Origin of the sequence: Streptomyces sp. NPDC001668, assembly GCF_042893155.1 — a bacterium.
Taxonomy (GTDB): domain Bacteria; phylum Actinomycetota; class Actinomycetes; order Streptomycetales; family Streptomycetaceae; genus Streptomyces.
This window is the reverse complement of the sequence record NZ_JBIAUQ010000001.1, coordinates 740,658-762,647: the sequence shown is the minus strand read 5'-3', so window position 1 is coordinate 762,647 and position 21,990 is coordinate 740,658. Positions and strand designations below refer to the sequence as shown.

At 70.9% G+C, this 21,990-nt stretch carries 19 protein-coding genes; 10 read left to right on the top strand and 9 right to left on the bottom strand.

The window, feature by feature from the left end:
* Positions 1–138 precede the first annotated feature (138 nt).
* Genes ACFYZ8_RS03380 through ACFYZ8_RS03370 form a run of 3 tightly spaced genes read left to right on the top strand, consistent with a single transcriptional unit; the run spans position 139 to position 3,025 of the window.
* Positions 139–999 carry an ABC transporter ATP-binding protein gene (locus ACFYZ8_RS03380; RefSeq protein ID WP_388538611.1) on the top strand — a complete coding sequence of 287 codons (861 nt, stop codon included), beginning with the start codon at positions 139–141 and terminating at the stop codon, positions 997–999.
* Complete coding sequence (locus tag ACFYZ8_RS03375; protein WP_388538613.1) at positions 996–1,877, top strand: ABC transporter permease; 882 nt, start codon at positions 996–998, stop codon at positions 1,875–1,877. The genes ACFYZ8_RS03380 and ACFYZ8_RS03375 overlap by 4 nt, the downstream gene beginning before the upstream one ends.
* 59 nt (positions 1,878–1,936) lie before the next feature.
* Positions 1,937–3,025, top strand: coding sequence for an ABC transporter substrate-binding protein (locus tag ACFYZ8_RS03370; RefSeq protein WP_388538615.1), 1,089 nt, complete (start codon positions 1,937–1,939; stop codon positions 3,023–3,025).
* 79 nt (positions 3,026–3,104) lie between these two features.
* Here ACFYZ8_RS03370 and ACFYZ8_RS03365 read toward each other — a convergent pair whose 3' ends face one another.
* Both ACFYZ8_RS03365 and ACFYZ8_RS03360 read right to left on the bottom strand, forming a co-directional pair.
* Positions 3,105–4,754 carry an alkaline phosphatase family protein gene (locus ACFYZ8_RS03365; RefSeq protein ID WP_388538617.1) on the bottom strand — a complete coding sequence of 550 codons (1,650 nt, stop codon included), beginning with the start codon at positions 4,752–4,754 and terminating at the stop codon, positions 3,105–3,107.
* Between the two features lie 225 nt (positions 4,755–4,979).
* Positions 4,980–6,287 (bottom strand): HAMP domain-containing protein, encoded by a 1,308-nt coding sequence (locus ACFYZ8_RS03360; RefSeq protein ID WP_388538619.1) that lies wholly within the window; start codon positions 6,285–6,287, stop codon positions 4,980–4,982.
* A gap of 155 nt (positions 6,288–6,442) precedes the next feature.
* Between ACFYZ8_RS03360 and ACFYZ8_RS03355 the strand changes: the two genes are divergently transcribed.
* The 6 genes from ACFYZ8_RS03355 to ACFYZ8_RS03330 are packed head-to-tail and all read left to right on the top strand — an operon-like array spanning position 6,443 to position 12,850.
* Positions 6,443–7,117 (top strand): hypothetical protein, encoded by a 675-nt coding sequence (locus ACFYZ8_RS03355; protein ID WP_388538621.1) that lies wholly within the window; start codon positions 6,443–6,445, stop codon positions 7,115–7,117.
* A gap of 5 nt (positions 7,118–7,122) precedes the next feature.
* Positions 7,123–7,863, top strand: coding sequence for an ABC transporter ATP-binding protein (locus ACFYZ8_RS03350; RefSeq protein ID WP_388538623.1), 741 nt, complete (start codon positions 7,123–7,125; stop codon positions 7,861–7,863).
* Entirely contained in the window at positions 7,850–8,512 is a 663-nt protein-coding gene (locus ACFYZ8_RS03345) for an ABC transporter ATP-binding protein (RefSeq protein ID WP_319648108.1), read from the top strand. Before ACFYZ8_RS03350 ends, ACFYZ8_RS03345 begins: the two co-directional genes overlap by 14 nt.
* Complete coding sequence (locus ACFYZ8_RS03340; protein WP_388538626.1) at positions 8,509–11,160, top strand: FtsX-like permease family protein; 2,652 nt, start codon at positions 8,509–8,511, stop codon at positions 11,158–11,160. Before ACFYZ8_RS03345 ends, ACFYZ8_RS03340 begins: the two co-directional genes overlap by 4 nt.
* 56 nt (positions 11,161–11,216) lie before the next feature.
* The gene (locus ACFYZ8_RS03335) at positions 11,217–11,963 is read left to right on the top strand and encodes a response regulator transcription factor (RefSeq protein ID WP_388538718.1); all 747 of its coding nucleotides are present in this window, start codon (positions 11,217–11,219) and stop codon (positions 11,961–11,963) included.
* Between the two features lie 41 nt (positions 11,964–12,004).
* Positions 12,005–12,850: an ABC transporter permease gene (locus ACFYZ8_RS03330; protein WP_388538628.1), complete on the top strand. Its 846-nt coding sequence runs from the start codon at positions 12,005–12,007 to the stop codon at positions 12,848–12,850.
* A 25-nt stretch (positions 12,851–12,875) separates the two neighbouring features.
* Here ACFYZ8_RS03330 and ACFYZ8_RS03325 read toward each other — a convergent pair whose 3' ends face one another.
* The 6 genes from ACFYZ8_RS03325 to ACFYZ8_RS03300 all read right to left on the bottom strand — a co-directional run bounded on the left by ACFYZ8_RS03325 (position 12,876) and on the right by ACFYZ8_RS03300 (position 19,263).
* A complete protein-coding gene (locus ACFYZ8_RS03325; RefSeq protein ID WP_319648111.1) occupies positions 12,876–13,814 on the bottom strand; it encodes a YbhN family protein in 939 nt (312 codons plus the stop codon).
* A gap of 5 nt (positions 13,815–13,819) precedes the next feature.
* Positions 13,820–15,307 carry a hypothetical protein gene (locus tag ACFYZ8_RS03320; protein ID WP_388538630.1) on the bottom strand — a complete coding sequence of 496 codons (1,488 nt, stop codon included), beginning with the start codon at positions 15,305–15,307 and terminating at the stop codon, positions 13,820–13,822.
* A 204-nt stretch (positions 15,308–15,511) separates the two neighbouring features.
* Positions 15,512–16,180, bottom strand: coding sequence for a response regulator (locus ACFYZ8_RS03315; RefSeq protein ID WP_388538632.1), 669 nt, complete (start codon positions 16,178–16,180; stop codon positions 15,512–15,514).
* Entirely contained in the window at positions 16,177–17,472 is a 1,296-nt protein-coding gene (locus tag ACFYZ8_RS03310) for a sensor histidine kinase (protein WP_388538634.1), read from the bottom strand. Before ACFYZ8_RS03310 ends, ACFYZ8_RS03315 begins: the two co-directional genes overlap by 4 nt.
* 19 nt (positions 17,473–17,491) lie before the next feature.
* Positions 17,492–18,331, bottom strand: coding sequence for an ABC transporter permease (locus tag ACFYZ8_RS03305; protein WP_388538636.1), 840 nt, complete (start codon positions 18,329–18,331; stop codon positions 17,492–17,494).
* Positions 18,328–19,263, bottom strand: a complete 936-nt coding sequence (locus ACFYZ8_RS03300) for an ABC transporter ATP-binding protein (RefSeq protein ID WP_388538638.1) — start codon at positions 19,261–19,263, stop codon at positions 18,328–18,330. Before ACFYZ8_RS03300 ends, ACFYZ8_RS03305 begins: the two co-directional genes overlap by 4 nt.
* Before the next feature lie 200 nt (positions 19,264–19,463).
* Between ACFYZ8_RS03300 and ACFYZ8_RS03295 the strand changes: the two genes are divergently transcribed.
* Positions 19,464–20,252, top strand: coding sequence for a hypothetical protein (locus tag ACFYZ8_RS03295; protein WP_126276641.1), 789 nt, complete (start codon positions 19,464–19,466; stop codon positions 20,250–20,252).
* Positions 20,253–20,691: 439 nt separating this feature from the next.
* Here the strand turns inward: ACFYZ8_RS03295 and ACFYZ8_RS03290 are convergent, their stop codons facing one another.
* The gene (locus ACFYZ8_RS03290; protein WP_388538641.1) at positions 20,692–21,963 is read right to left on the bottom strand and encodes a hypothetical protein; all 1,272 of its coding nucleotides are present in this window, start codon (positions 21,961–21,963) and stop codon (positions 20,692–20,694) included.
* Positions 21,964–21,990 lie beyond the last annotated feature (27 nt).

The following is a 21,990-nucleotide window of genomic DNA, read 5'->3' as shown; positions in this document are numbered from 1 at the left end:
CCGGCCCGCTGAGCAGAACGAGCAAAAGCATGGCTAACACGGCTAACGCGAGATACGGCTGAAACAGCGACGTAACACCCGCCGGCCTCTAGCGTCTGCCTTCCTCGACCTCCGAGGTCAGGAAGGAGACAGCCTCAGATGGCTTCACGAAACGATGTGGCGACGAGCCCCTGCGCCGAGACGACCGGCCGGGACAGCGCGCGAGTCGAGATTTCAGGACTCACCAAACGGTTTCTGACTCCCGCGGGTGAGGTGTTCACCGCGCTGCAGGACGTCTCGTTCACCGTGGAACCTGGCCAGTTCTGCGCGGTGGTGGGCCCGACCGGCTGCGGCAAGTCGACGACGCTGAGCATGGTGTCCGGGCTCGACCGGCCCAGCGAGGGCTCGGTCAGGGTCGGCGGCCGTGAGGTGAACGGCGTCACCGACGGCGTCAGCTTCATGTTCCAGAGCGACGCGCTGCTGCCCTGGAAGACCGTCCTCGGCAATGTGCTGATGGGCCCGGTCTTCCGCAGGGTGCCCAAGCAGCGGGCCCAGGCTTCGGCCCGTGACTGGCTGCGCCGGGTGGGTCTGACGGGGTTCGAGGACCGTTACCCGCACCAGCTCTCCGGCGGTATGCGCAAGCGGGTGGCGATGGCCGCGGCGCTGATCAACGAACCCCGGATCCTGATCATGGACGAGCCGTTCGGCGCCCTGGACGTGCAGACCAAGGCGATCATGTCGACCGAACTGCTCGGTCTGTGGGAGCAGATCCGCCCGTCGGTCATCTTCATCACCCACGACCTCGACGAGGCGGTGGCGCTCGCCGACCGGGTCGTCGTCATGACGTCCAGCCCCGGCTCGGTCAAGGCGGTCTTCGACATCGACCTGCCGCGGCCGCGCGGCGCGGTCCAGGAGATCCGCTTCCAGCCCCGCTTCATCGAACTCCAGCACCAGATCTGGGACTCGCTGCGCGAGGAGGTGGAGCGCGCCTACGCACGCACCGCAGGAGGTACGGCATGAGCACGACGTCCACCGTCTCCACAGCCCCGGTCAAGGACGGCGCACCCGTCTCGGCCGCGGCCGCCGCCAGAAGCGCCGTCCGGCGGCGCACCGCGCTGGTGTGGGCCGGGCGCGTCGGTCTCGCGGCCTTCGTCCTCGGTGGCTGGCAGGCGTTCACCGCCTGGGGGATCGTCGACAAGTTCTTCTTCGGGCAGCCCTCCGGCATCGCCCAACGGCTGGTCGACCTCTTCCGGCAGGGCACCGAGTTCGGGTCCTTCTACGCCAACATCTGGACCACCATCCAGGAGGCGCTCGCCGGCTTCGCCCTCGGAGCCGTCACGGGAGTGGTCGTCGGCGTCGCGCTCGGCCAGAGCCGCTTCCTAGCCGACGTGCTCGGCCCCTACATCAAGATGGTCAACGCGATCCCGCGTATCGTCCTCGGCTCGATCTTCATCGTCGCGTTCGGTATCGGCGTGCTGCCGAAGATCCTGCTCGCCGCGGTGCTGGTGTTCTTCATCGTCTTCTTCAACGCCTTCCAGGGCGTCCGCGAGGTCGACCGCAACATCCTCGCCAACGCCAAGGTCCTCGGCGCCTCGCAGTGGCAGACGATCCGGCACGTCACCGTGCCCTCCGCCCTCACGTGGATCATCGCCAGCCTGCACAGCGCCTTCGGCTTCGCCATCGTCGGCGCGCTGGTCGGCGAGGTGCTCGGCGCGCAGAGCGGCCTCGGCCTGGTCATCAAGACGGCGCAGAACAACTTCGACCCCAACGGCGTGTTCGCCACGATGCTCGTCATCTCGGTCATCGTGCTCGGCGCCGAGTGGCTGATCGGCAAGCTCGAACACCGGCTGCTCTCCTGGCGGCCGCCGGCCCCGTCCGAGGCCGCCAACACCCTCTGACACCTCGCCCCTTCCCCCCTCCTTCCCTCAACACCCGCAGCAAAGGAATGTGATCAGCCATGTCCAGACGACCCGCCGCCGTCGCCGCGTCCGTCCTCACCGTTCTCGCCCTTGGCGCCGTCAGCGCCTGTTCCGGCAACTCCTCCGCCTCGACCGGCGGTTCGGGCTCCACGCCGACCGTCAAGCTCATGGCCGGCGGCCTCGACAAGCAGATCTACCTCCCGTACCAGCTCGCCCAGCAGCTGGGCTTCTACAAGAAGTACGGCGTCAACGTCGAGCTCAGCACCGAGCAGGACGGCGGTGTCGGCGCGGAGGAGGCCATGGCCTCGGGACAGGTCGACATGGCGGGTGCCTGGTACAACCACACCATCGAGTTCCAGGCCAAGGGGAAGGCGGTCGAGGACGTCGTCCAGCTGTCCGGCGCGCCGGGCGAGCGCGAGATGTGCACCAAGAAGTCGGGCGTCACCTCGGGCGCCGACTTCAAGGGCAAGACCCTCGGTGTCACCGACCTGGGGTCGGGCACCGACACCCTCACCCAGTTCCTGGCCGCCAAGAAGGGCGTCAAGACCAGCGAGTTCCACCGCATAGGAGTCGGTGCGGGCTCCACCGCCATCGCCGCGCTGCAGAACGGCAAGGTCGACTGCGTGATGACGACGCAGCCGACGGTCGCCGCGATCCAGAAGAAGGGCGTCGGTACCTCCGCCATCGACCTGGCCACCACGCAGGGTGCCACGGCGGCGCTGGGCGGAGCCTTTCCCGCGGCCAGTGTGCTCGCCCGCACCGACTGGGTGAACGCGCACAAGGACACGGTGCAGAAGGTCGTCGACGCGCTCGTGGCCACCATGCACTGGATCAACACCCACAGCGCGACCGACATCGCGAACAAGCTGCCCGCGTCGTACGTGTCGAACCAGCTGGTGACCAAGGCCGACTACATCGCGGCCCTGACCGAGGACAAGGGTCAGTTCCTCCCCGACGGCCTCATGCCGGCCGGCGGTCCCAAGACCTCCCTGGCGACGGAGAAACTGGTCGGCAATGTGAAGGGCTCGGTGGACCTCGGCAAGACGTTCACCAACGACTTCGCCCTCCAGGCCAACAAGACCGAGGGCTTCAAGACCACCACGACACCAGCAGGCCCGAACGGCTGAACCCTCACCTGGCACGGGCCGCCCAGGTGACCTCCACCAGGGCGGCCCGCCCGTGTCGGGCCGGGGCTCACCTGACCGCTCAGCGGACCGGCAGGACCGTGGTGTGCTCTTCGCGCACGGCCTGAAGAGAGCGGGGGTTCAGGCCGAGAAGGCTCAGGATCGTCGGTGCGATCTGCTTGGTCTGCACGCTCGCGGAGTCGCGCACGCCGTCCGGAACCGAGGCGCCCGACACCACCAGCGGAACATCGAGGTCGTCAGCGTGGGCGCCACCGTGCTCGGCGATCTTCTTGGTGCCACCGGTGTAGACAACGCCGTACTGCGCGAGGCCGAAGATGTCCGGGACCCGGGCATCGCCGGCTTCGACGTGGAAGTAGCGGGCCGCGGCCTTCCCTGCGTAGACCTTGCTGAGCCCGCCACGCGTGAAGGCCTTGGGTGCGGCATTGATGTCGGTGCCCGTGCCGTTCTGCGCCAGCAGGTACGACTTGGCGAACTCGGTCGCTGCCGGTGAGCGGTCGGTCAGCCACAGCAGCATCGCGTCGTCGTCCACGGAGTGGGCGACGAGGTCGCCGGCGGCGGGGTGGAGCTTCTTCCAGGCGGCGTTGAGGCCGTCCAGCAGCGGGCCGTCGTCGATCCGGGTGAGCGCGGTGGGGTCGGTGGGTGACTGGCCGTGCTTGGCGGACAGGATGATCGTGGTGTTGTCGGCCAGGTGCCGCTTGGCGATCTCAGAAGTCAGGGCACCGATTTGCGCGTTGACGAAGTCCAGGTTCTTCGCCAGCAGCGGTCCGGGCACGTTCTTGGCGGTGTAGCCGCCCTTGAGGCCGTCGGAGGCGGGCAGCTTCTGCGCGGTGGAGACCGACTGGAAGTTGAGGCCGAAGACCGCCGGGGTGCCGACCTTGTGGCTACGGCTGTGGTCGTAGCCGTCGATCTCGTTGAGGACGACCTTCACCTTGTAGCCGTCGTACTGCTCGGTGGCCTGGTTGTCCTTGGTCCAGTCGTCGCCGGCCGGGTAGCCGAGGGCGTCACTGTTGATCTCGGGCGTGAACAGGTCCTGGATGCCGGTACCCGAGGGCCCGTTGAGGATCTCGTAGGCCGCGTGCTTGTCCGACCAGGCTGTACGCAGACCCGCGCTGCGGGCCACCTCGAAGACGGTGTTCACCTTGAGGTAGGAGTGCGGGAAGACCGGCTTGCAGGTCTTGGGGTCGACCGGCAGCTTGGAGGCGTTGATCAGGCTCGCCGGGTGGCCCGTCATCGACAGGATGCTGTCCGGCAGGCCGGTGAGGCCCTGACCGGCGTCGATGGAGGCCTGGTTCTTGTCCAGGTCCTCCGTGAGGTCCACCTCGACACCGGGCTTGACGGCCTTGCAGCTGGTGGTCCCGGCGGGCAGGAGCGCCGCATTGTAGGTGTCGTCGTAGTAGACGCCGGTGGTGCCGGGGCCGCCACCGGTCGCCTGGGCGACCATGCCGGGGAAGGAGTCGGACGGCGTGGTGGTCCTGGCGTGGGTGTACTCCACACCGCCGCCGACCAGCCGCGCCAGTGCCGAGTTCGGGTGCCGGGAGACGTACCAGGCCAGGTCCGACTGGTGCAGCCCGTCGACCGAGATCAGCAGGACGTGCTTGGCGGGGGCCTGGTGGTGGGAGGCGGCGAACGCCGGGGGCTGGACGGCGGTCACGCCGGTCAGGACTCCGGCAGCAGCGAAGACGGCTGCGAGTCTGACATGACTTATGGACATTTGTGCATCTCCCGGGTCTTTGGGGCGATGGCTGAGCGCCGGGCCCATCAGAGTCGCGCCTTGCGTACCGGAAACGGCGCATGTGTGAACGCACACGGAAGAAGCGGTCGTGTCTTCATCAAGCAGGTCTGCTTTTCCTCAAGACCGAGGGACGGAACAGACCCGTCGCGCAGGCCGGTCCGTTCGCCATCGGAAGGGCGGCGCAGGACGGCCCTCTCACCCGGACTACTCCTGTGCCTCGTCCCGGTCGACGGGAATGAGCAAGGTGAAGGTGGCGGGGCGGGCATTGGCCAGGGAGATCCTGCCGCCGAGCGAGACGGCCAGGTCCCGGGCGAGAGCCAGGCCGATACCCGCTCCCGGTCCGCCCCCGGTGTGCCCCCGGTCGAACAGCCGGGCCGGCTCGCCCGCCACGACACCTTCGTCGCTCACGTCGAAGGCAAGGGCGTCCTCCAGGTCCCGCACGGTGACCCGGACAGTGCCGCGCCCGTGCACGCGGGCGTTGTCCAACAGGATGCCGAGCACCTCCGACACGGGCGCGCCGGGGACCAGCACATCGGCTGGTGTGTCCCGTGCGGCGCACTCCAGGCGTCTGCCGTCCCGGGCGAACAGTCCGTGCCACCGCTCCTCGGCGTCCCGCAGCAGCTGCCCCACCGCGATCTTCCCGGCGGCGGAGGGGGACACCTTGGCGGCACCCGACAGCCGCAGCACCTCGTCCACCGTGTGGTGCAGTCGGTGGGTGGTGGCCAGTGCTTCGGTCAGGACGGGTCGCAGCCGCGCGTCGTCCTCCTGGGCGAGACCCGCCTCCAGGGCGAGTTGCAGCCCGGTGAGCGGGGTGCGCAGCTGGTGGGAGGCGTTGGCGGTGAAGTCGCGTTCGTGGCGCAGGAGTTCGGAGAGGCTCTGCAGCATCTCGTTGTGGGTGCGGGCTACCTGGTCGATCTCGCCGATGCTGCTGGGGGCGGCACGGGCGTTCAGGTCGCCCTCGGTCACGGCCCGGCAGTGGCGGGACAGATCCTCTAACGGCGCCGCCAGGGCCCGCGCCTGACGACGGGCCACTACGACCGCGACGGCCAGCGCCAAAGCCGCCACCCCCAGCAGCACCGCCCAGGCGACGAGGACGCGGTCGCGCACGGCGGCCGTGGGGGACGAGGCCCGCACGACGCCGATCACCTTCTCCGCGTGGGAGACGGGCACGGTGACCACCAGATCACCGCCCGAGTGGCCCCGTACGGCCTCTCCGCCCAGGGCGCGCCGGACCGGAGCATCGCCAGAACGGGGCCCGCTGCCCGCCCGCAGCCGCGACTGCGGGTCGTACAGACCGAGGTCCCCGCCCGCCGGGGGCCTGGGTAGTTCCACCGGGTCGCCGGTCGCGTAGTCCGGGCTCACGCGTACAGCCCCGGCCAGGGCGGACCGCTCAAGGGTGTCGCGCTGGTCGGCGTACAGGGACGACCTGACGGCCAGGGCGAGCGGGACGGCGAGCAGGACGACGGCGACCAGAGCGGCGGTCAGGGCGACTCGCACCACACGCTGTCTCATGCCCCCATCATGCGGGCCGTTCACCTGGGCGGATGTGCTGCGCCACACGCTTTTGCCGTCCTCTAACCCACGGTGAGCAGGGCGTTAACCGGCCTCTCCCTAGCGTCGGTGCTGTGAATCGTCCGGTCCGAGGACTCGCCTGGAGGGCAGTGGTCATGGCAGCACGCACACGGACGTACGCGGTCGTCGGACTGGCCTTGGTGGCAGCGGTGATGGCGGGCTGTTCCGGGACGGGCTCGGGCTCCGGTTCGGGCTCCGGTTCGACGACGTCCCCGGCCGCTCGGACGGCCGGTTCCGCCTCCGGAGGCGGAGGCGGTAGCGGCGGGCAGAACAACGCGGCGCCCACCGAGTCCAACCCTCCCGGCGACATCCCTGACAACCAGGCGTTCGTCGCCTACCGGCCGACCGGAGGTTCCTACACCGGCTTCACGGTCAAGGTGCCCGAGGGCTGGGCCCGCACTGGCCAGGGCGGCACCACCGTGTTCACGGACAAACTCAACAGTGTGAAGATCACGGCGGTTTCCGCCGCCACCGCGCCGACGACCGGCTCGGTCACCAGCAAGGTGATACCGCAACTGCGCTCCCAGGTGCCGAAGTTCGCCGCTCCCAAGGTGTCGGAGGTGACGCGGCACTCCGGCCGCGTGGTCCTGCTGACCTACAGAGGCGACTCGACCAAGGACCCGGTGACCGGCAAGGTCGTGCGGGACGCGTTCGAACGGTATGCCTTCTATCGCGCGGGGCACGAGGTCGACCTGACCCTGTCCGGCCCGGTCAAGGCAGACAACGTCGATCCCTGGCGCATCGTCAGCGACTCCTTCGCGTGGCGGTGAGCGTGATGCCAGTCGACTCGTACGACTCCCGCGGCTCGGCCGACGATGTGCTGACGGCCCGCGAGCTGTACCGCTTCTACCGGGCCGGCGAGGAGGAGACGCTCGCGCTGCGCGGGGTGTCCCTGACGGTGCGACGTGGTGAGACCGTCGCGGTGGTGGGACCGTCCGGGGCCGGAAAGTCGACTCTGCTGGCATGCCTGGCCGGACTCGACGAACCCTCCGGCGGCGAGGTCCACGTGAACTGCGTGCGGATCAGCCACCGTCCCGAGACGGAACGGGCCCGGCTGCGCGCCCGACACATCGGCGTCCTGCTGCAGAACCGCAACCTGCTGCCCCACCTGAACGTGCTCGACAACGTCCGCCTGCCGCAGCGGGCGCAGGGCCGCAGGGCCCCCGTCCCGGCCCGGACCCTGCTGGCGCAGGTCGGGCTGGCCGGGCGGACACATGCCCTGCCCCGGCAGCTGTCCGGCGGCGAACTGGCGCGGGCAGGGCTCGCCGTCGCCCTGGCCAACGCGCCCGCCGTCCTGCTCGCCGACGAACCGACCGGCGAACTCGACGGCGAGACCGAACAGTTGGTGCTGTCACTGCTGCGGGAGCGGGCCACGGAAGGCTGCGCGGTGCTGCTCGTCACGCACAGCGCCGAGGCGGTCCGGATAGCGGACCGGGTGATCACCCTGACAGACGGCAGGGCCACCGGTGCCCCGCCGCCGCACGACCGCGAGGAGGCACACGATGTCGTCGGATGACGTGCTCGTCACCTGCACGGACGCGGCCCTGACCTTCGGCCGGGGAGCCCAGGCCGTCGTGGCCGTGCACGGCGCCGACCTGACGATCCGGGCCGGGGACCGGCTCGCGGTGGTCGGCCCCTCGGGATCGGGCAAGAGCTCGCTGCTCCATCTGATCGCCGGACTCGAACAGCCGACCAGCGGCACCGTCACCCGCGCCGCCTCCCTCGGGCCGTACGACATCGGCCTCGTGTTCCAGGGCGACAGCCTGATCCCCGCCCTGAACGTGGCCGAGAACACCGCCCTGCCCCTGGTCCTCACCGACCGCGCGGAGGACGAGGCCAGGCGGGCCGCGCTCGCCGCTCTCGCCCGGGTGGACGCCGCCGACCTCGCCGAACGGCTGCCCGAGGAGATCTCCGGCGGGCAGGCCCAACGGGTGGCCGCCGCCCGGGTCCTGGCCCAGGCGCCTCGCCTGATCCTCGCCGACGAACCCACCGGCCGCCTCGACCACGCCACCGGCGCCCGTGTCCTGGACGCCCTGCTGACGGCCGCCGACCACACCGGTGCGGCCCTTGTCGTCACCACCCACGATCCGGCCGTCGCCGCCCGGCTCGCCGTCCGGCGCAGCATGCGTGACGGACGGCTGCTCGCACCCGAGGAGGTGTCATGATCACCGCATGGGCGCGCGGCCTGGCCCGCCACCGCACCGGCCGGCTGCTGGCCGCCCTCGCAGGCGTCACGCTCGCGGTCGCCCTCGTCGCCGCGCTCGGCTCCTTCCTCACCGCGTCCAAGGCGACCATGACCCAGCGCGCCCTGCGCTCGGTCGCCGTGGACTGGCAGGTCCAGGTGCAGCCCGGCGCCGACCCGAACGCCGTCCTGTCCCTCGTCCAGAAGACTCCCGGCACCCGCACCGCGCTGCCCGCCGGCTTCGCCCACACCAGCGCCTTCACGGCCCGCGTGCAGGGCAGCACCCAGACCACCGGCCCCGGCGTCGCCCTCGGACTGCCCGACGGCTACCGTGCCCGCTTCCCGGACGCCGTCCGTACGCTGTCGGGCTCCTCCACCGGCGTCCTGCTGGCCCAGCAGACCGCCTCCAACCTGCACGCCGCTCCGGGCGACACCATCGGCATCCAGATTCCCGGTGCCGGCCTGCACCGGGTGAAGGTGGACGGCGTGGTCGACCTCCCCCAGGCCGACTCCCTCTTCCAGACCGTCGGTGCCCCCAGCCAGTCACAGCCGACCGCGCCCCCGGACAACGTCGTCCTGCTGCCCGCCGCCCGGTTCGCCTCCCTCACCCGCCGCGCCACCGCCGTCACCACCCAGATCCACGTCGCCCGCGCCAACACCGGGCTGCCCTCCGACCCGGCCGCCGCGTTCTCCTCGGTCACCGGTGCCGCCCACAACCTGGAGGCTCGCTCGGCAGGCACCGCCCTGGTCGGCAACAACATCGGCGCCGCCCTCGACTCCGCCCGCCAGGACGCCCTGTACGCCCAGATCCTCTTCCTCTTCCTCGGCGTGCCGGGCGCGGTCCTGGCGGCCGCGCTGACCGCGGCGGTCGCCTCGGCCGGTGGTGAACGGCGGCGCCAGGAACAGGGGTTGCTGCGACTGCGCGGGCTGCGGCCCCGTCAGATCACCGGTCTCGCGGGCCTGGAAGCCGCCCTCATCGGTCTCGCCGGGGGCCTCGCGGGGCTGGGTGTCGCCGCGCTCACCGGCCGTCTCGCGTTCGGTGCGGCCTCGTTCGGCGCGAACGCGGGGCAGTGGGTCGTCTGGTACGCGATCGCCTTCGTTCTGGGAGCCGCGGTGGCCGCCGGTGCCGTTCTCGTCCCCGCGCTGCGGGACCTGCGCTCGCTCACCGTCGCCGACACCCGCAAGCAGGAGGGCGTACGCCCCTCCCGGTCGCCGTGGTGGCTGCGGTACGGCCTGGACTTCGTGCTCCTGATCGGGTCGTGGCTGGTCTTCCGTGCCTCATCCGGCAACCAGTACGCGCTGGTCCTCGCCCCCGAGGGCGTTCCCAGCATCTCCGTGTCGTACTGGGCCTTCCTCGGGCCCGCCCTGCTGTGGATCGGCGCGGCCCTGCTGTTGTGGCGCCTGACCCTGCTGGTCCTCACCCGTGGCCGTCCCGTTCTGACCCGGCTGGCCCGCCCGCTGACCGCGGCCCTGGCCGGGACCACCGCGGCCGTACTGACCCGGCGCCGGCGACCGCTCGCCCGCTCGGTGGTGCTGCTCGCCCTGGCCGTCTCCTTCGCCGTGTCCACCGCCGTCTTCAACGCCACGTACCACCAGCAGGCCGAGGTCGACGCCCGGCTCACCAACGGCGCCGACGTCACCGTCACCGAACCGCCCGGGGCCCGGGTCCCACCCGCTTCCGGAGCGGCCCTGAAGATCTCGGGTGTCCGACACGTCGAACCCCTCCAGCACCGCTTCGCCTACGTCGGCTCCGACCTCCAGGACCTCTACGGCGTCCGCCCGGACACCATCGCCAAGGCCACCTCGCTCCAGGACGCCTACTTCGCCGGCGGCACCGCCCGGCAGCTGATGCAACGCCTTGCGCAGCATCCGGACAACCTCCTGGTCAGCGTCGAGACCGTCAACGACTTCCAGCTCTCCCCCGGCGACACCGTCAACCTGCGCGTCCAGGACGCCCGTACCAAGGCCCTGCACACGGTCCCCTTCCACTACACGGGCATCGCCAAGGAGTTCCCCACCGCCCCCAAGGACAGCTTCTTCGTCGCCAACGCCTCCTACGTCGCCAAGGCCACCGGCAGCGACGCGGTGGGCGCCTTCCTCCTGGACACCGGTGGCAGCCACCAGAAGCAGATCGCCGCACAGCTGCGCGGGCAGCTCGGCACCGGTGCCACCGTCACCGACCTCACCCAGACCCGCGGCACCGTCGGCACCAGCCTGACCTCGGTCGATCTGGCAGGCCTGACACGCATCGAACTCGCCTTCGCGGTGCTGCTGGCCGCGGGAGCCGGTGGGCTCGTCCTCGCCCTCGGGCTCGCCGAACGCCGCCGTACCTTCGCGATCGCCACGGTTCTCGGCGCGCGGGCACGTCACCTGCGCGGCATGGTCCTCACCGAGGCCCTGCTGCTGGCCGTCGGCGGTCTCGCCGGAGGCGCCCTGATCGGCTGGGCCCTGTCACAGATGCTGGTCAAGGTCCTGACCGGCGTCTTCGATCCGCCACCCGCCGGCCTCTCGGTCCCCGGCGCCTACCTCGCACTCACGGGCGTTGTCGCCGTCGCCACCATCGTCGCCGCGGCCCTCAACGGCATCCGCAAAACCCGACGCCCAGCCGTGGAGGAGCTGCGCGAGCTGTGAACGCTCCCCGCGCGCGCGACGGGCTCGCCGACCTGTCCACTCCTAGGCTGTGGTCCATGCGCACGCCCGCCGCACCGGACCGCCGCCACCACCGTGTCCTTGTCGTCGAGGACGACGACACCATCGGCCGCCACCTGGAAGCCGGCCTGCGCGGCCACGACTACGCGCCGACGTGGTGCCGCACGGGGGCGGGCGCGCTGACCGAGGCCGCGCGGGCACCGTACGACGTGCTGCTGCTTGACCTGGGGCTGCCCGACATGGACGGCCTGGACGTGGCCCGGGACCTGCGGGCCCGCCTCCCCGACCTGCTGATCGTCGTGCTGACCGCGCGGACCGAGGACATCGACGTCATCGCCGGACTGGATGCCGGGGCCGACGACTATCTCGTCAAACCGTTCAGCATGACCGTGCTGCTCGCCCGGCTGCGAGCGCATCTGCGGCGACAGACAGTGGCCGCCCCGGTCCGCAAGCCGGTGCGGCTGGGCGATCTGGTCGTCGACGTCGCCGCCCGGCGATGCGAGCTGCACGATGTCGAAATCCCCTTGCGAGCGAAGGAGTTCGACCTGCTCGCGGCGCTGGCCGAGCGGGTCGGCGAGGCGGTGTCGCGGGAGACGTTGATGGCCGAGGTATGGGACGAGAACTGGTTCGGACCCACCAAGACCCTCGACGTGACGATGGCGGGCCTGCGACGCAGACTCACCGAGGCAGCGCAGGCCGAGGACGGTCCTGTCCGCCTGCCGGAGATCACCACGCTGCGAGGGCACGGATACCGGCTGGAACGGCCGCCGGATCCGATGGGTTGAGAAGCGGCCGACGTGTCAGTGAGCAAGGACAGGTGGGGAACGTGACGTCGAGTGCGGCATCCCTCGTCCCGGTCAACATCACCCTCGGCGTCCTGCTCGCCGCTCTGCTCCTGGCGGCGGCGGTGGTCGCGGGGCGGTTCCATCTCGACCCGCACCCGTACAAGAGCCGAGCCCGGGAGATCCTCGTCGCCGGACTGCGGGCCGCGGCCCAGCTGGCCATCGTGTCAGTGGTCATCACGTGGGCCGTCAAGTCCGTGCCGGGGCTGTTGGCGTTCCTTGTCGTCATGTTCTCGGTGGCGGTGCGTACGGCTGGGCGGAGAATCACCAGCGACCGCACCTGGTGGCTCACGGCCGCCCCGATCGCCGCAGGTGTGGTGCCGGTCGTCGCGGCACTGCTGCTGACGGGGCTCGTCCCGCTGCGAGGCATCGCACTGATCCCGATCACGGGCATCCTCATCGGCGGCGCACTCACCGTGACCGTCCTCGCCGGACGTCGAGCCCTGGACGAACTGGCCCAGCGGCATGGGGAGGTGGAAGCCGCGATGGCCCTGGGATTCCTGGACCGGGACGCACGAATGGAGATCACACGCCCGGCGGCATCAGAGGCGCTGCTGCCGGGCCTCGACCAGACTCGGACGGTCGGGTTGGTGACGCTCCCCGGTGCTTTCGTCGGCATGCTGATGGCAGGTGCGAGTCCCGTGATGGCCGGGGCGGTGCAGTTGTTCGTCCTGATCGCGCTCATGGCGGTGCAGTCCGTCGCGGTCGCGGTGACGCTCGAACTCGTCGCCCGCGATCGCCTGCACCGCCCGGTACCCTGCGCGCCGACAGGATCGCCGCGCAGGGCGAGGCGGCCGATGAGACGGCTGCCGCCGAGCCGCAATGCGTGAGCCGCTCGCCGGCCAGGCCACCGGCTCAGAGCGCCGACCGGCGGGCCAGCAACCCCAGGATTAGCAGTCCCGGTGCCATCGGCAGCCATCCGGTGAGCAGGCGGTAGCCGATGACCGCCGAGATCGCCGTCTGCCCCGGCGCTCCCGCGGCCGTGAGCGCGAAGGCGAGCGCGGCGTCCAGCGACCCCAGTCCACCGGGCGTGGGAAGCAGGGCCGCCGCCCCGCTGGCCACGAGGTATGCCATCACCACATGGCTGGTGGGCAGCGCGAGACCGAGCGCACGAACCACGGCCACGACCACGCCCGCGTGCAGCAACGCGAACGCGACCGAGCCACCCCACAGCGCGCAGGCCCGCCCTCGGGAGCGATGCACCTCCCGCACGTCGGTCACGGCCCGCCCAAGCGCCCGCCTGATCCGGCCGCTGGCCATCACCGCCGACACGACGGTTGCCGCCACCACCGGCACCAGGAACAGCATGTGGGGGACCCGCGCCGACAGTGGGACAGCGCCCGGTGCTGCCACCAGCAGGACGACGCCCAGCACGCACCGGACGATCCCGCCGACAGCAGCCTTCACCGCCAGCGCGGTCGCCGAGCGTCTGGTGGACAGGCCGCACCGCGTCAGGAACCGCAGGTTGACCAAGCTCGCCCCGGCTCCCGCGGGCAGGATGTGGTTGGCGGCGCACGCCGCGAACTGCGCGGCCACCAGCCGTCCCTTCGGCAGCCGCTCGACGACCGCCCCCTGCTGCGCCACCGCCGCGCACACCCACGTGGCGAGAGTGGCGCAGCAGGCGAGCACCAGCCATTCCCGGTCGGCGGCGGCCAGTTGGTCGGTGCCGCTGTCGAGGGTGGCCCGGTGCGCCGCGAGCATGCCGCCGGCGGCGAGGAACACCGCGAGGGTGATGCCCAGACGGACGTAGGTGCGTCTGCCCGCGGTCGCGATCACACTGTCGGACACGGTCATCGCGGTCACGGCCCCTGCCGGTCGAAGGGAGCGACGTAGGCCTGGAGGGCGCCGGCCCGCTCCACGGGCCAGGTGCGTGCGTAGGCGGGCGGACGGTCGCCGGGCTGGGCGAGGACGGCGAGGGATGTCCGGTGGGCGGCCCGGGCCAGTGCGGCCGCGGTGGTGCTGGTGTCGTGGCCAGCGACCTGTGCCGAGCCGCAACCGGTGTAGAAGGCGATGGGCACGGCCTCGTGGCCACTGAGCAGACACGGCGGTCGTACGCCGAGCGTGTGGAGGGCTGAGGCGGTGCGGGACCAGTTGTCACGGTTGGCGGCGGAACTGCGCACGGTGTGTTCCAGGACGACGTACTGCACGGCCACATGAGCCGCAAGGCAGGCCGCCGCGAGGCTCACGGCGACGGTGCGCCCGGTCCTCCGGCTCGGGGCGCCCACCAGATGAGCGAGGCCATGGGCGACGGGGAGGGCGAGCAGGGCGTAGGCGGGCAGCAGGAAGCGGGGGGCCGCGTAGCCGATGAGGAACAGGTAGGGGACGGCGGCCGTCACCGCGCAGGCCAGCGGGAGCAGGATCGGCAGGGCGCGCCGGGCGCGGACGGCGGCCACCGCGCCGAGAGCGGCGAGCACCGGCAGTGCGAACCACCACAGGGTCACCACCGGGTTGGGGGCCGACCCGGTGCAGGGGCGACAGAGCGTCCGCCCGGCGAGACTGCGCAACTGGTCGGCGACCGCCAGGTACCAGCCGAGGCCGCCCTGGATGCGGGAGGCGTCGGAGAGACGTTGCGCGAGGCCGCCATAGCTCACGTATGCCTCGATCACCCACTCACCGGCGCCTGCCAGCAGTCCGGCGACCAGCACGGCAAGGAGGCGGGGTCGGCGCAGGGCGAGGACGAGCAAGGGCAGTACGACGTATACGGCGTCCATCGGGCGCATCCACGCCATCAGCGCCGCGCCCGCGAACACGCCCCACCAGGCTGCCCGGTCCCCGGCGTTCGCCCTGACACGCAGGAAGCAGCCAACGCAGGCCAGGGCTCCGACGGCGACCCAGTAGTTGGGCATGGCCTGGGGGCCGTAGAACAGCGTCACCCACAGCGAGGCGAACAGGGCACCCGCCAGGGCCAGGACGCGCGGCATGACGTGGGCTCGCCAGACGCGCAGGGCGAAGTAGAGGGCCAGGCCGGACAGGATCGCCAGGTAGACCCGAAGGAGGGCGGTGGAGTCGGACCACGAGGCGATCGGCGCGACAAGAAGGGAGATGCCGCGTGCGCGGGGCGCGCTGAAGAAGGCGGCGGGGACGTGGCCGCTGACCTGGCTGACGTAGACCGTCTCGTCCCAGCCGAGACCGAGATCCGGTCGTACGAGGCACAGCTGGGCGAGTGTGAACGCGCCCGCGACGGTGGCGAGCCAGGGTTCACCCCAGCGCCGGCGGGCCCGAGTGGTTCCCGGTGGGGATCCCGTGCGGGAGGCGCTCGTCATCGTGGCGTTCGAGCCGTCGCCCATCGATCACCTCTCCGTCGCCCGGCGCCCCGGAACCATCCTCTCCTACATCTCGTATGAGATCGGTTTCACGGTACGGCTCCTCGGTTAGAGGCAGGTGAGAAGACGCCTCCCTCACCCCCACGGTGAAGGGGAGATTGGCAGCAGCCCACGCGAGAGGCCCGAACGGCGTAACGGCGTAGTGGGGGCGAACTGGAGTGAGCCCCCTCACCCCGTACCGGGACGAGCGAGGCCGTGGTCGTAGGCGAAGATCACGGCCTGGATGCGGTCGCGGGCACCGATCTTCGCCAGGACTCGGCCCACGTGCGTCTTCACGGTGGACTCGGCCACGACGAAGCGCGCGGCGATCTCACCGTTGGTCCAGCCCTTGCCGATGGCCACAAGGATCTCGCGCTCGCGATCGGTGAGGCACGCCAGCCGCGGGTCCTCACCGGGGTTTCCCCGGCCCGCGGGTACGTGCTGGGCGTACTCGTCCAGGATTCGGCGGGTGAGCGCCGGGGCGATCACCGCGTCGCCCGAGGCGACGGCCCGGATGCCGGCGAGGAGTTCGTCGGGGCGCGCGTCCTTGAGGAGGAAGCCGCTGGCCCCGGCCCGCAGAGCGGCGTGCACGTACTCGTCGATGTCGAAGGTGGTCAGCACCAGGACGCGGGACCGGCCCCCGGCGGCGGTGATCCGCCGGGTTGCCTCGATGCCGTCCATGCCCGGCATGCGGACGTCCATCAGGACCACGTCGGGGCGCAGTTCGGCTGTCCTGCGGACGGCCTCGGCGCCGTTCGCGGCCTCGCCGAGCACCTCGGTCTCGGGGATGGAGTCGAGCAGGACCCGGAAACCGTAGCGTTGCAGCGGCTGGTCGTCGACGACGAGGACCGTGGTCATCGGGTGCCTGCCCGAGGTGCGAGGTCGAGGACGGCCTCCACCGTCCATCCACCGCCGGCCGCGGGACCGGCACTGACGTCGCCTCCGTACAGTGCGGCTCGTTCGCGCATACCCACCAGTCCATGTCCTTCCTCGGTCCATGGTCCTGAGCGACCGGCCGTGCCGTTGTCCCGGACCCGTACGACCAGCCGCTCGTCCTCCACGAGCACCGACAGCTGCACCCGAGTGCCGGCGCCTGCGTGCTTGAGTGCGTTGGTGAGGGCCTCTTGGACGATGCGGTAGACCGTCAGCTGCACACCGCGGTCCAAGTCGTCCACATCGCCGACGGTCCGGTAGACGACCTCAAGGCCGGCGGCCCGCACACCCTCACACAGTGCCTGGACGTCCGCGATGCCGGGCTGCGGGCTGAGTTCCGGGACCGCGGCGGGGCCATCAGCCGCCTCCCTCAGAACGCCGAGCACGCGGCGCAACTCGCCGAGGGCCGTGCGGCCGGTGTCGCCGATGAGCTGCAGGGCCTCCTTGCCACGCTCGGGAGCGAGGTCGGTAGCGTACGCTCCGGCGTCGGCGAGGGTGATGATGACCGACAGGTTGTGGCCGACGATGTCGTGCATCTCGCGGGCCACCCGAGCGCGTTCGGTGGCGGCCGCGAGCCGGCTGCGTTGGTCGCGTTCGACCTCCAGGCGGGCCGCCCGGTCCCGCAGCCCCGCGAGCTGGGCCCGGCGGACGCGGATCATCAGGCCCAGCGCCAGGGCCGCGGTCGCCGTACTCAGCAGGAAGAACAGAGCGTCCCAGACGGACATCGCCGCCGACACCCGCACCGCCACCAGCACCATCGCGCCCGCCATGACACCGCAGGCCCACGGCAACTGCCGGGGCCGGCCGTGCAGGGCCAGGCTGTAGAGGGCGACGAACAGGGCCACGTCCGCGCGCAGCACGGCATCCAGCGACCACTGCAGAACGAAGACGGCCGCGACGGCGACGAAGGCCGCCATGGGCCTGCGCCGCCGCCACAGCAGCGGCAGCACCAGACCGGCCTGCAAGGCCAGCATCGCGGGTGGGGAGAGATGGGTGAAGGCGAGCCGGAAGCGGCGAGGGCCGTCGCCGTCCCCCGTGGCCCCCCGGACGAGGTCCGGCAGGCAGAACATCACGAAGACCAGCACCACCACCGCAGTGTCCAGCACCCACGGACGGGCGCGGTCGGCCTGCCGCAACCGCTGGCCGCACCGGGAGATCCGCGCGACCAGCGGTCCCAACCCGCTGACGTCTTCGACAGTGGTCGTCAAGGTGGTCACCTGCCCATGGTGCAGGCAGTCAGACGTCGCTGCGCACCAGCCGGTACGCCGCGCCCGCCAGCGCGAGCGCCGTCCAGCCGAGGAAGACCAGCAGTCCGGCGACGGGCGACAGCGTGGTGCTGTCGTGGGTCAGGGCGAACATCGACTCGCCCGCGTTGCTGGGCAGGTAGGGGCTGATGTCGTCCTGCCAGGAACTGGGCAGCAGCGAGATCAGGCCGGGGACCAGCATCAGGGCCGCGACCAGCACCGAGATGCCTCCGGCCACCGACCGCAGCAGCGCGCCGAGCGCCGTGCCGATCACCCCGACTAGGCCGAGGTAGAGTCCGGCGCCCAGCAGGCTGCGTACGACTCCCGCGTGCGTCAGGCTCATCGCGGCGGGCGTGCCGGAGACGATGCCGCTGCCGAAGCCGAAGGCGACGAACGCGCCCAGCGTGGCGACGACCAGGGCGACCAAGCCGAACACGGCTGCCTTGGACCACAGCACAGGCAGGCGGCGCGGTACGGCCGCCAGCGTCGAGCGGATCATGCCGGTCGAGTACTCCCCCGCCGTGACCAGGACGCCGAGCACGCCGAGGGCGAGCTGGGCGAAGTTGGTGCCGAAGAGGGACAGGCTCACGGCCGTCGCGGTAGCGAAGTCCCGGTCCTGGTGCCCGGAGCCGATCCCGGACTTGTAGTGGTTCGCGGCGATCAGGCCGAAGGCGACGAGGAAGACCAGGCCGAGGCCCAGGGTGATCCAGGTCGAGCGCAGCGACCACAACTTGGCCCACTCCGATGCCAGCACGCGCCGTCCGGTCACCCGGTAGGCGGGGCGGGCCGGGTCGGCGGGGGGCGCCTCGACGGTTGCGGTGAGGGTGCTCATGCCGCCCTCCCCTCTGTGCCGATGCCCGCGGTGCCGTGGTACTCCACGGCATCCCTGGTCAGGTCCATGAACGCCTCCTCCAACGACACCGCGTGTGCGGTCAGTTCGAACAGCGCGATCCCGTGCTCGGCCGCCTTCAGGCCGATCTCGCGGGCGCTCAGCCCGGTCACCTGAAGCTCCTCGGAACCGGCGCGGCCGGTAATGTCGACGCCGGGACCGGCCAGGACCTCTCGCAGTCGGGCCGGGTCCTGCGCGGCCACCTTGACCGTGTCACCGCCCGCCTCGCGGACGAGATCGCGCACGGTGGTGTCGGCCAGCAGCCGCCCGCGGCCGACGATGATGAGGTGGTCCGCCACCAGGGCCATCTCGCTCATCAGGTGGGACGACACGAACACGGTCCGGCCTTCGTCGGCGAGGGCCTTCAGCAGGTTGCGGATCCACAGGACGCCCTCCGGGTCGAGCCCGTTGACCGGCTCGTCCAGCATCACCGTCTGCGGGTCACCCAGCAGGGCCGCCGCGATGCCGAGGCGTTGCCCCATGCCGAGGGAGAAGGCACCGGCCCGCTTTTTGGCCACGCTGCCCAGGCCCGCGAGGTCGATGACCTCGTCGACCCGGCGCCGGGGGATGCCGTGCGTGAGCGCGAGCGCGTTGAGATGGTTGTAGGCCGAGCGGCCCGGGTGAATCGACTTCGCCTCCAACAGGGCGCCGACCTCCTGGAGCGGTGCCTGGTGCTGGGCGTAGTGGCGGCCGTTGACCGTGACCGAGCCGCTCGTCGGGGCGTCGAGCCCGACGATCATCCGCATGGTTGTGGACTTGCCCGCCCCGTTCGGCCCGAGGAATCCGGTCACCGTGCCCGGCTGGACGGCGAAGTCCAGCCCGTCGACGGCGGTTTTCTCGCCGTACCTCTTGGTCAGCTGCTTTGCGTCGATCATGCGCGTCCCTTCCTGTTCGGAGACCGGCGTCCGTCGGGCGCCCCTGACGCCGCACCATCCACGCTAAGGATCGAAACACCCCGATTCGGTGGTACCGGGGACTGATCCACACCGGCCGGGTCGTACCGCGGTACTACGTGCCACCGTGCCCGGCGCAGCATTCAGGTTGCGTTCATGTTCGAAGTGCGATCGTGCGGATCATGACCGCAGAGCACGTCCTCGACAACCACCCCGCCACCCCCGTACGCCAGTTGGCGAACAAGGTGCCGGAGGTGACTGTCTACTTCTGGATCATCAAGCTCCTGACCACCGGCATGGGCGAGACGGCGTCGGACCTCCTGGCCCGGACCCTCGGCCCGATTCCGGCGGTCGCGCTCGGCGGCCTCGCCCTGACGGCATCCCTCGCCGTCCAGTTCACGCTCCGCCGCTACGTCGCCTGGGCGTACTGGACGGCCGTCGTCATGGTCAGCGTGTTCGGCACCATGGCCGCCGACGTCCTACACGTCGGCATCGGCGTGCCCTACGCCGTCTCGGCCCCGGCCTTCCTCGTCGCCCTGGCCGCGGTCTTCGCCCTCTGGTACGCGAGCGAGCGCACCCTTTCCATCCACACCGTCCGGACCCGCCGCCGCGAGGCGTTCTACTGGGCGGCCGTCCTCGCGACCTTCGCCCTCGGCACCGCCGCGGGCGACCTGACCGCTACCGTCGGCTTCGGCTACCTGGGCTCGGTCGCCCTCTTCGCGGCCGCCATCTGCGTACCGGCCGTGGCCCACCGCTTCGGCGCCCTGGGCGCGGTGACCGCGTTCTGGACCGCGTACGTCATCACCCGCCCCCTCGGCGCCTCCCTCGCCGACTGGATGGCCCTCCCCCACACCCGCGGTGGCCTCGACCTCGGCCTGTCGCCGGTCACCCTCGCCTGGACGGCGGCGATCATCGGATTCGTCGCCTACCTGGCCGTGTCACAACGCGACAGGGTTCGACAGGTCCAGTGACGCGGTCGGACGCCCGTCATTCACTGTCATGCCCGTCCTGGGATCGCCCTCCGGCCCTCTACCACCGGTGCCGCCCCGGACGACGTGTAACTCCTCCGGCTCCCCGGAACTCCGCACTCCCGAAGCCGCGGACCGCTGGACCTGGTCATTGATCGTCGCTCACGCCCGGATCCGGCACACCGGGCCCTCACCGCGGGCCCCCGCCGACCTGGGGAAGGAACAGTGCGCACCGCCAGCTCCCTGCTCCTCAAGAAGCTCCAGGCGGAATCGCGATCTCCTCCGAAGCGCGGCTGACCATGAGAGGTTGTTCGGCCGCACCCCAGCACAGCGAAGGATTCCCGACCATGGTGATGGCTCGCTGTGAGACACGGGGCGGTCGAGCCGTCAGCACCGGCTTCGACCGCCCCAACGGAATTCGCGGAATTGGGATTGCCGCCTTTCAGCCCATGTCCGTCAGGAGGGCCTTCAGTTCCTTCTCCTGCTGCGCGGCCGGCATGGGAGGGTTCGAGTGATCGATGCCGAAGGTTCCCAGCACCTTGTCCATCTGGGCGTCGATGGAGTCCCACCCGGTCTGGTCCAGCGGCTGCAACGATGCCTGGTCGGCGTCCCACAGGTCACGCAGCGACTGTGCGGCCGCGTGTGCACCCTTCTCGTTCCCGGAGCGGGCGTCCTTGAGCGAGGTGGACGCGAGGGTCTTCAGAGCGGTGACCTTGGCGGGCGGGAACTTCTTCACCGCCTCGCCGGGGGCCATCTGGACGGCTGAAGTGTTGTCCTCCTCCGGCGCCGGGCCGGTGTGCGGCTGATTGTGGGCCCAGATCAGCAGGCCCGTGGCGGCGACGGCGAGGAGTGCGAAGCCGACCAGACCGACGCGCTCCTTTCGCAGGTCGCCGGTGGTGTGGGCGGCGTGAGCGGCCTCGTAGGTCTCGGTCACGTCCGAGCGTGTCACCGTCAGGTAGACCACCGTCGCCAGGATCAGGCCGAGGAAGATCAGGCTGGTGGTGAAGGTGCCCAACGCGAGGCCGGTCGGCTCGCCCGGCTGAGCCACCTTCGGGGAGGCGAGCCAGTCGCCGATGTTCGCGCCCAGCGGGCGGGTCAGGATGTAGGCGAGCCAGAAGGACAGCACCGGGTTCGCGCCGAACTTCCACAACAGCGTGATCGCGGCGATGAGACCGAGCGGCAGCAGCACCGAGGCACCAGGGCTCCAGCCGGTCAGCTCCAGGGTCCAGTCGCCGGTCGCGGTGCCGAGCGCGAAGGTGACGAGAACGGCGAGCCAGTAGAACGACTCGCGCGGCAGCGTGGTGACCGAGTGGATCGACAGCGTGCGCTCGCGCAGCCACCACACGCCGAAGACCACCGCGAGCAGCACCGAGAAGACCGCGGTGCTGATCCACAGCGGCACGTTGAGCTGGTCGGTGAGGATGTCGGTGTACAGGGTCCCCGTGACGCTGACAACGACCACGGTCAGCCAGTAGGGGAACGGGACGTACCGCTTCAGCCGCAGCTGCACGGCCAGGACCACCACGAACACCACGGTGAAGATCCAGGCCGTGTTCACCAGGCCGACGCCCAGCTTCATGTTGATCCAGTCGGCGAAGCTCTCCCCCACCGTGGTGCACAGGATCTTGATCACCCAGAACCAGATGGTGACCTCGGGGACCTTGTTGAGCATGAGGCGCCCGCTGCGCGTGCGCGCTTCCGTTGTCGTTGTCATGCGGGCCAGGTTCGCGCGGGGAACCTG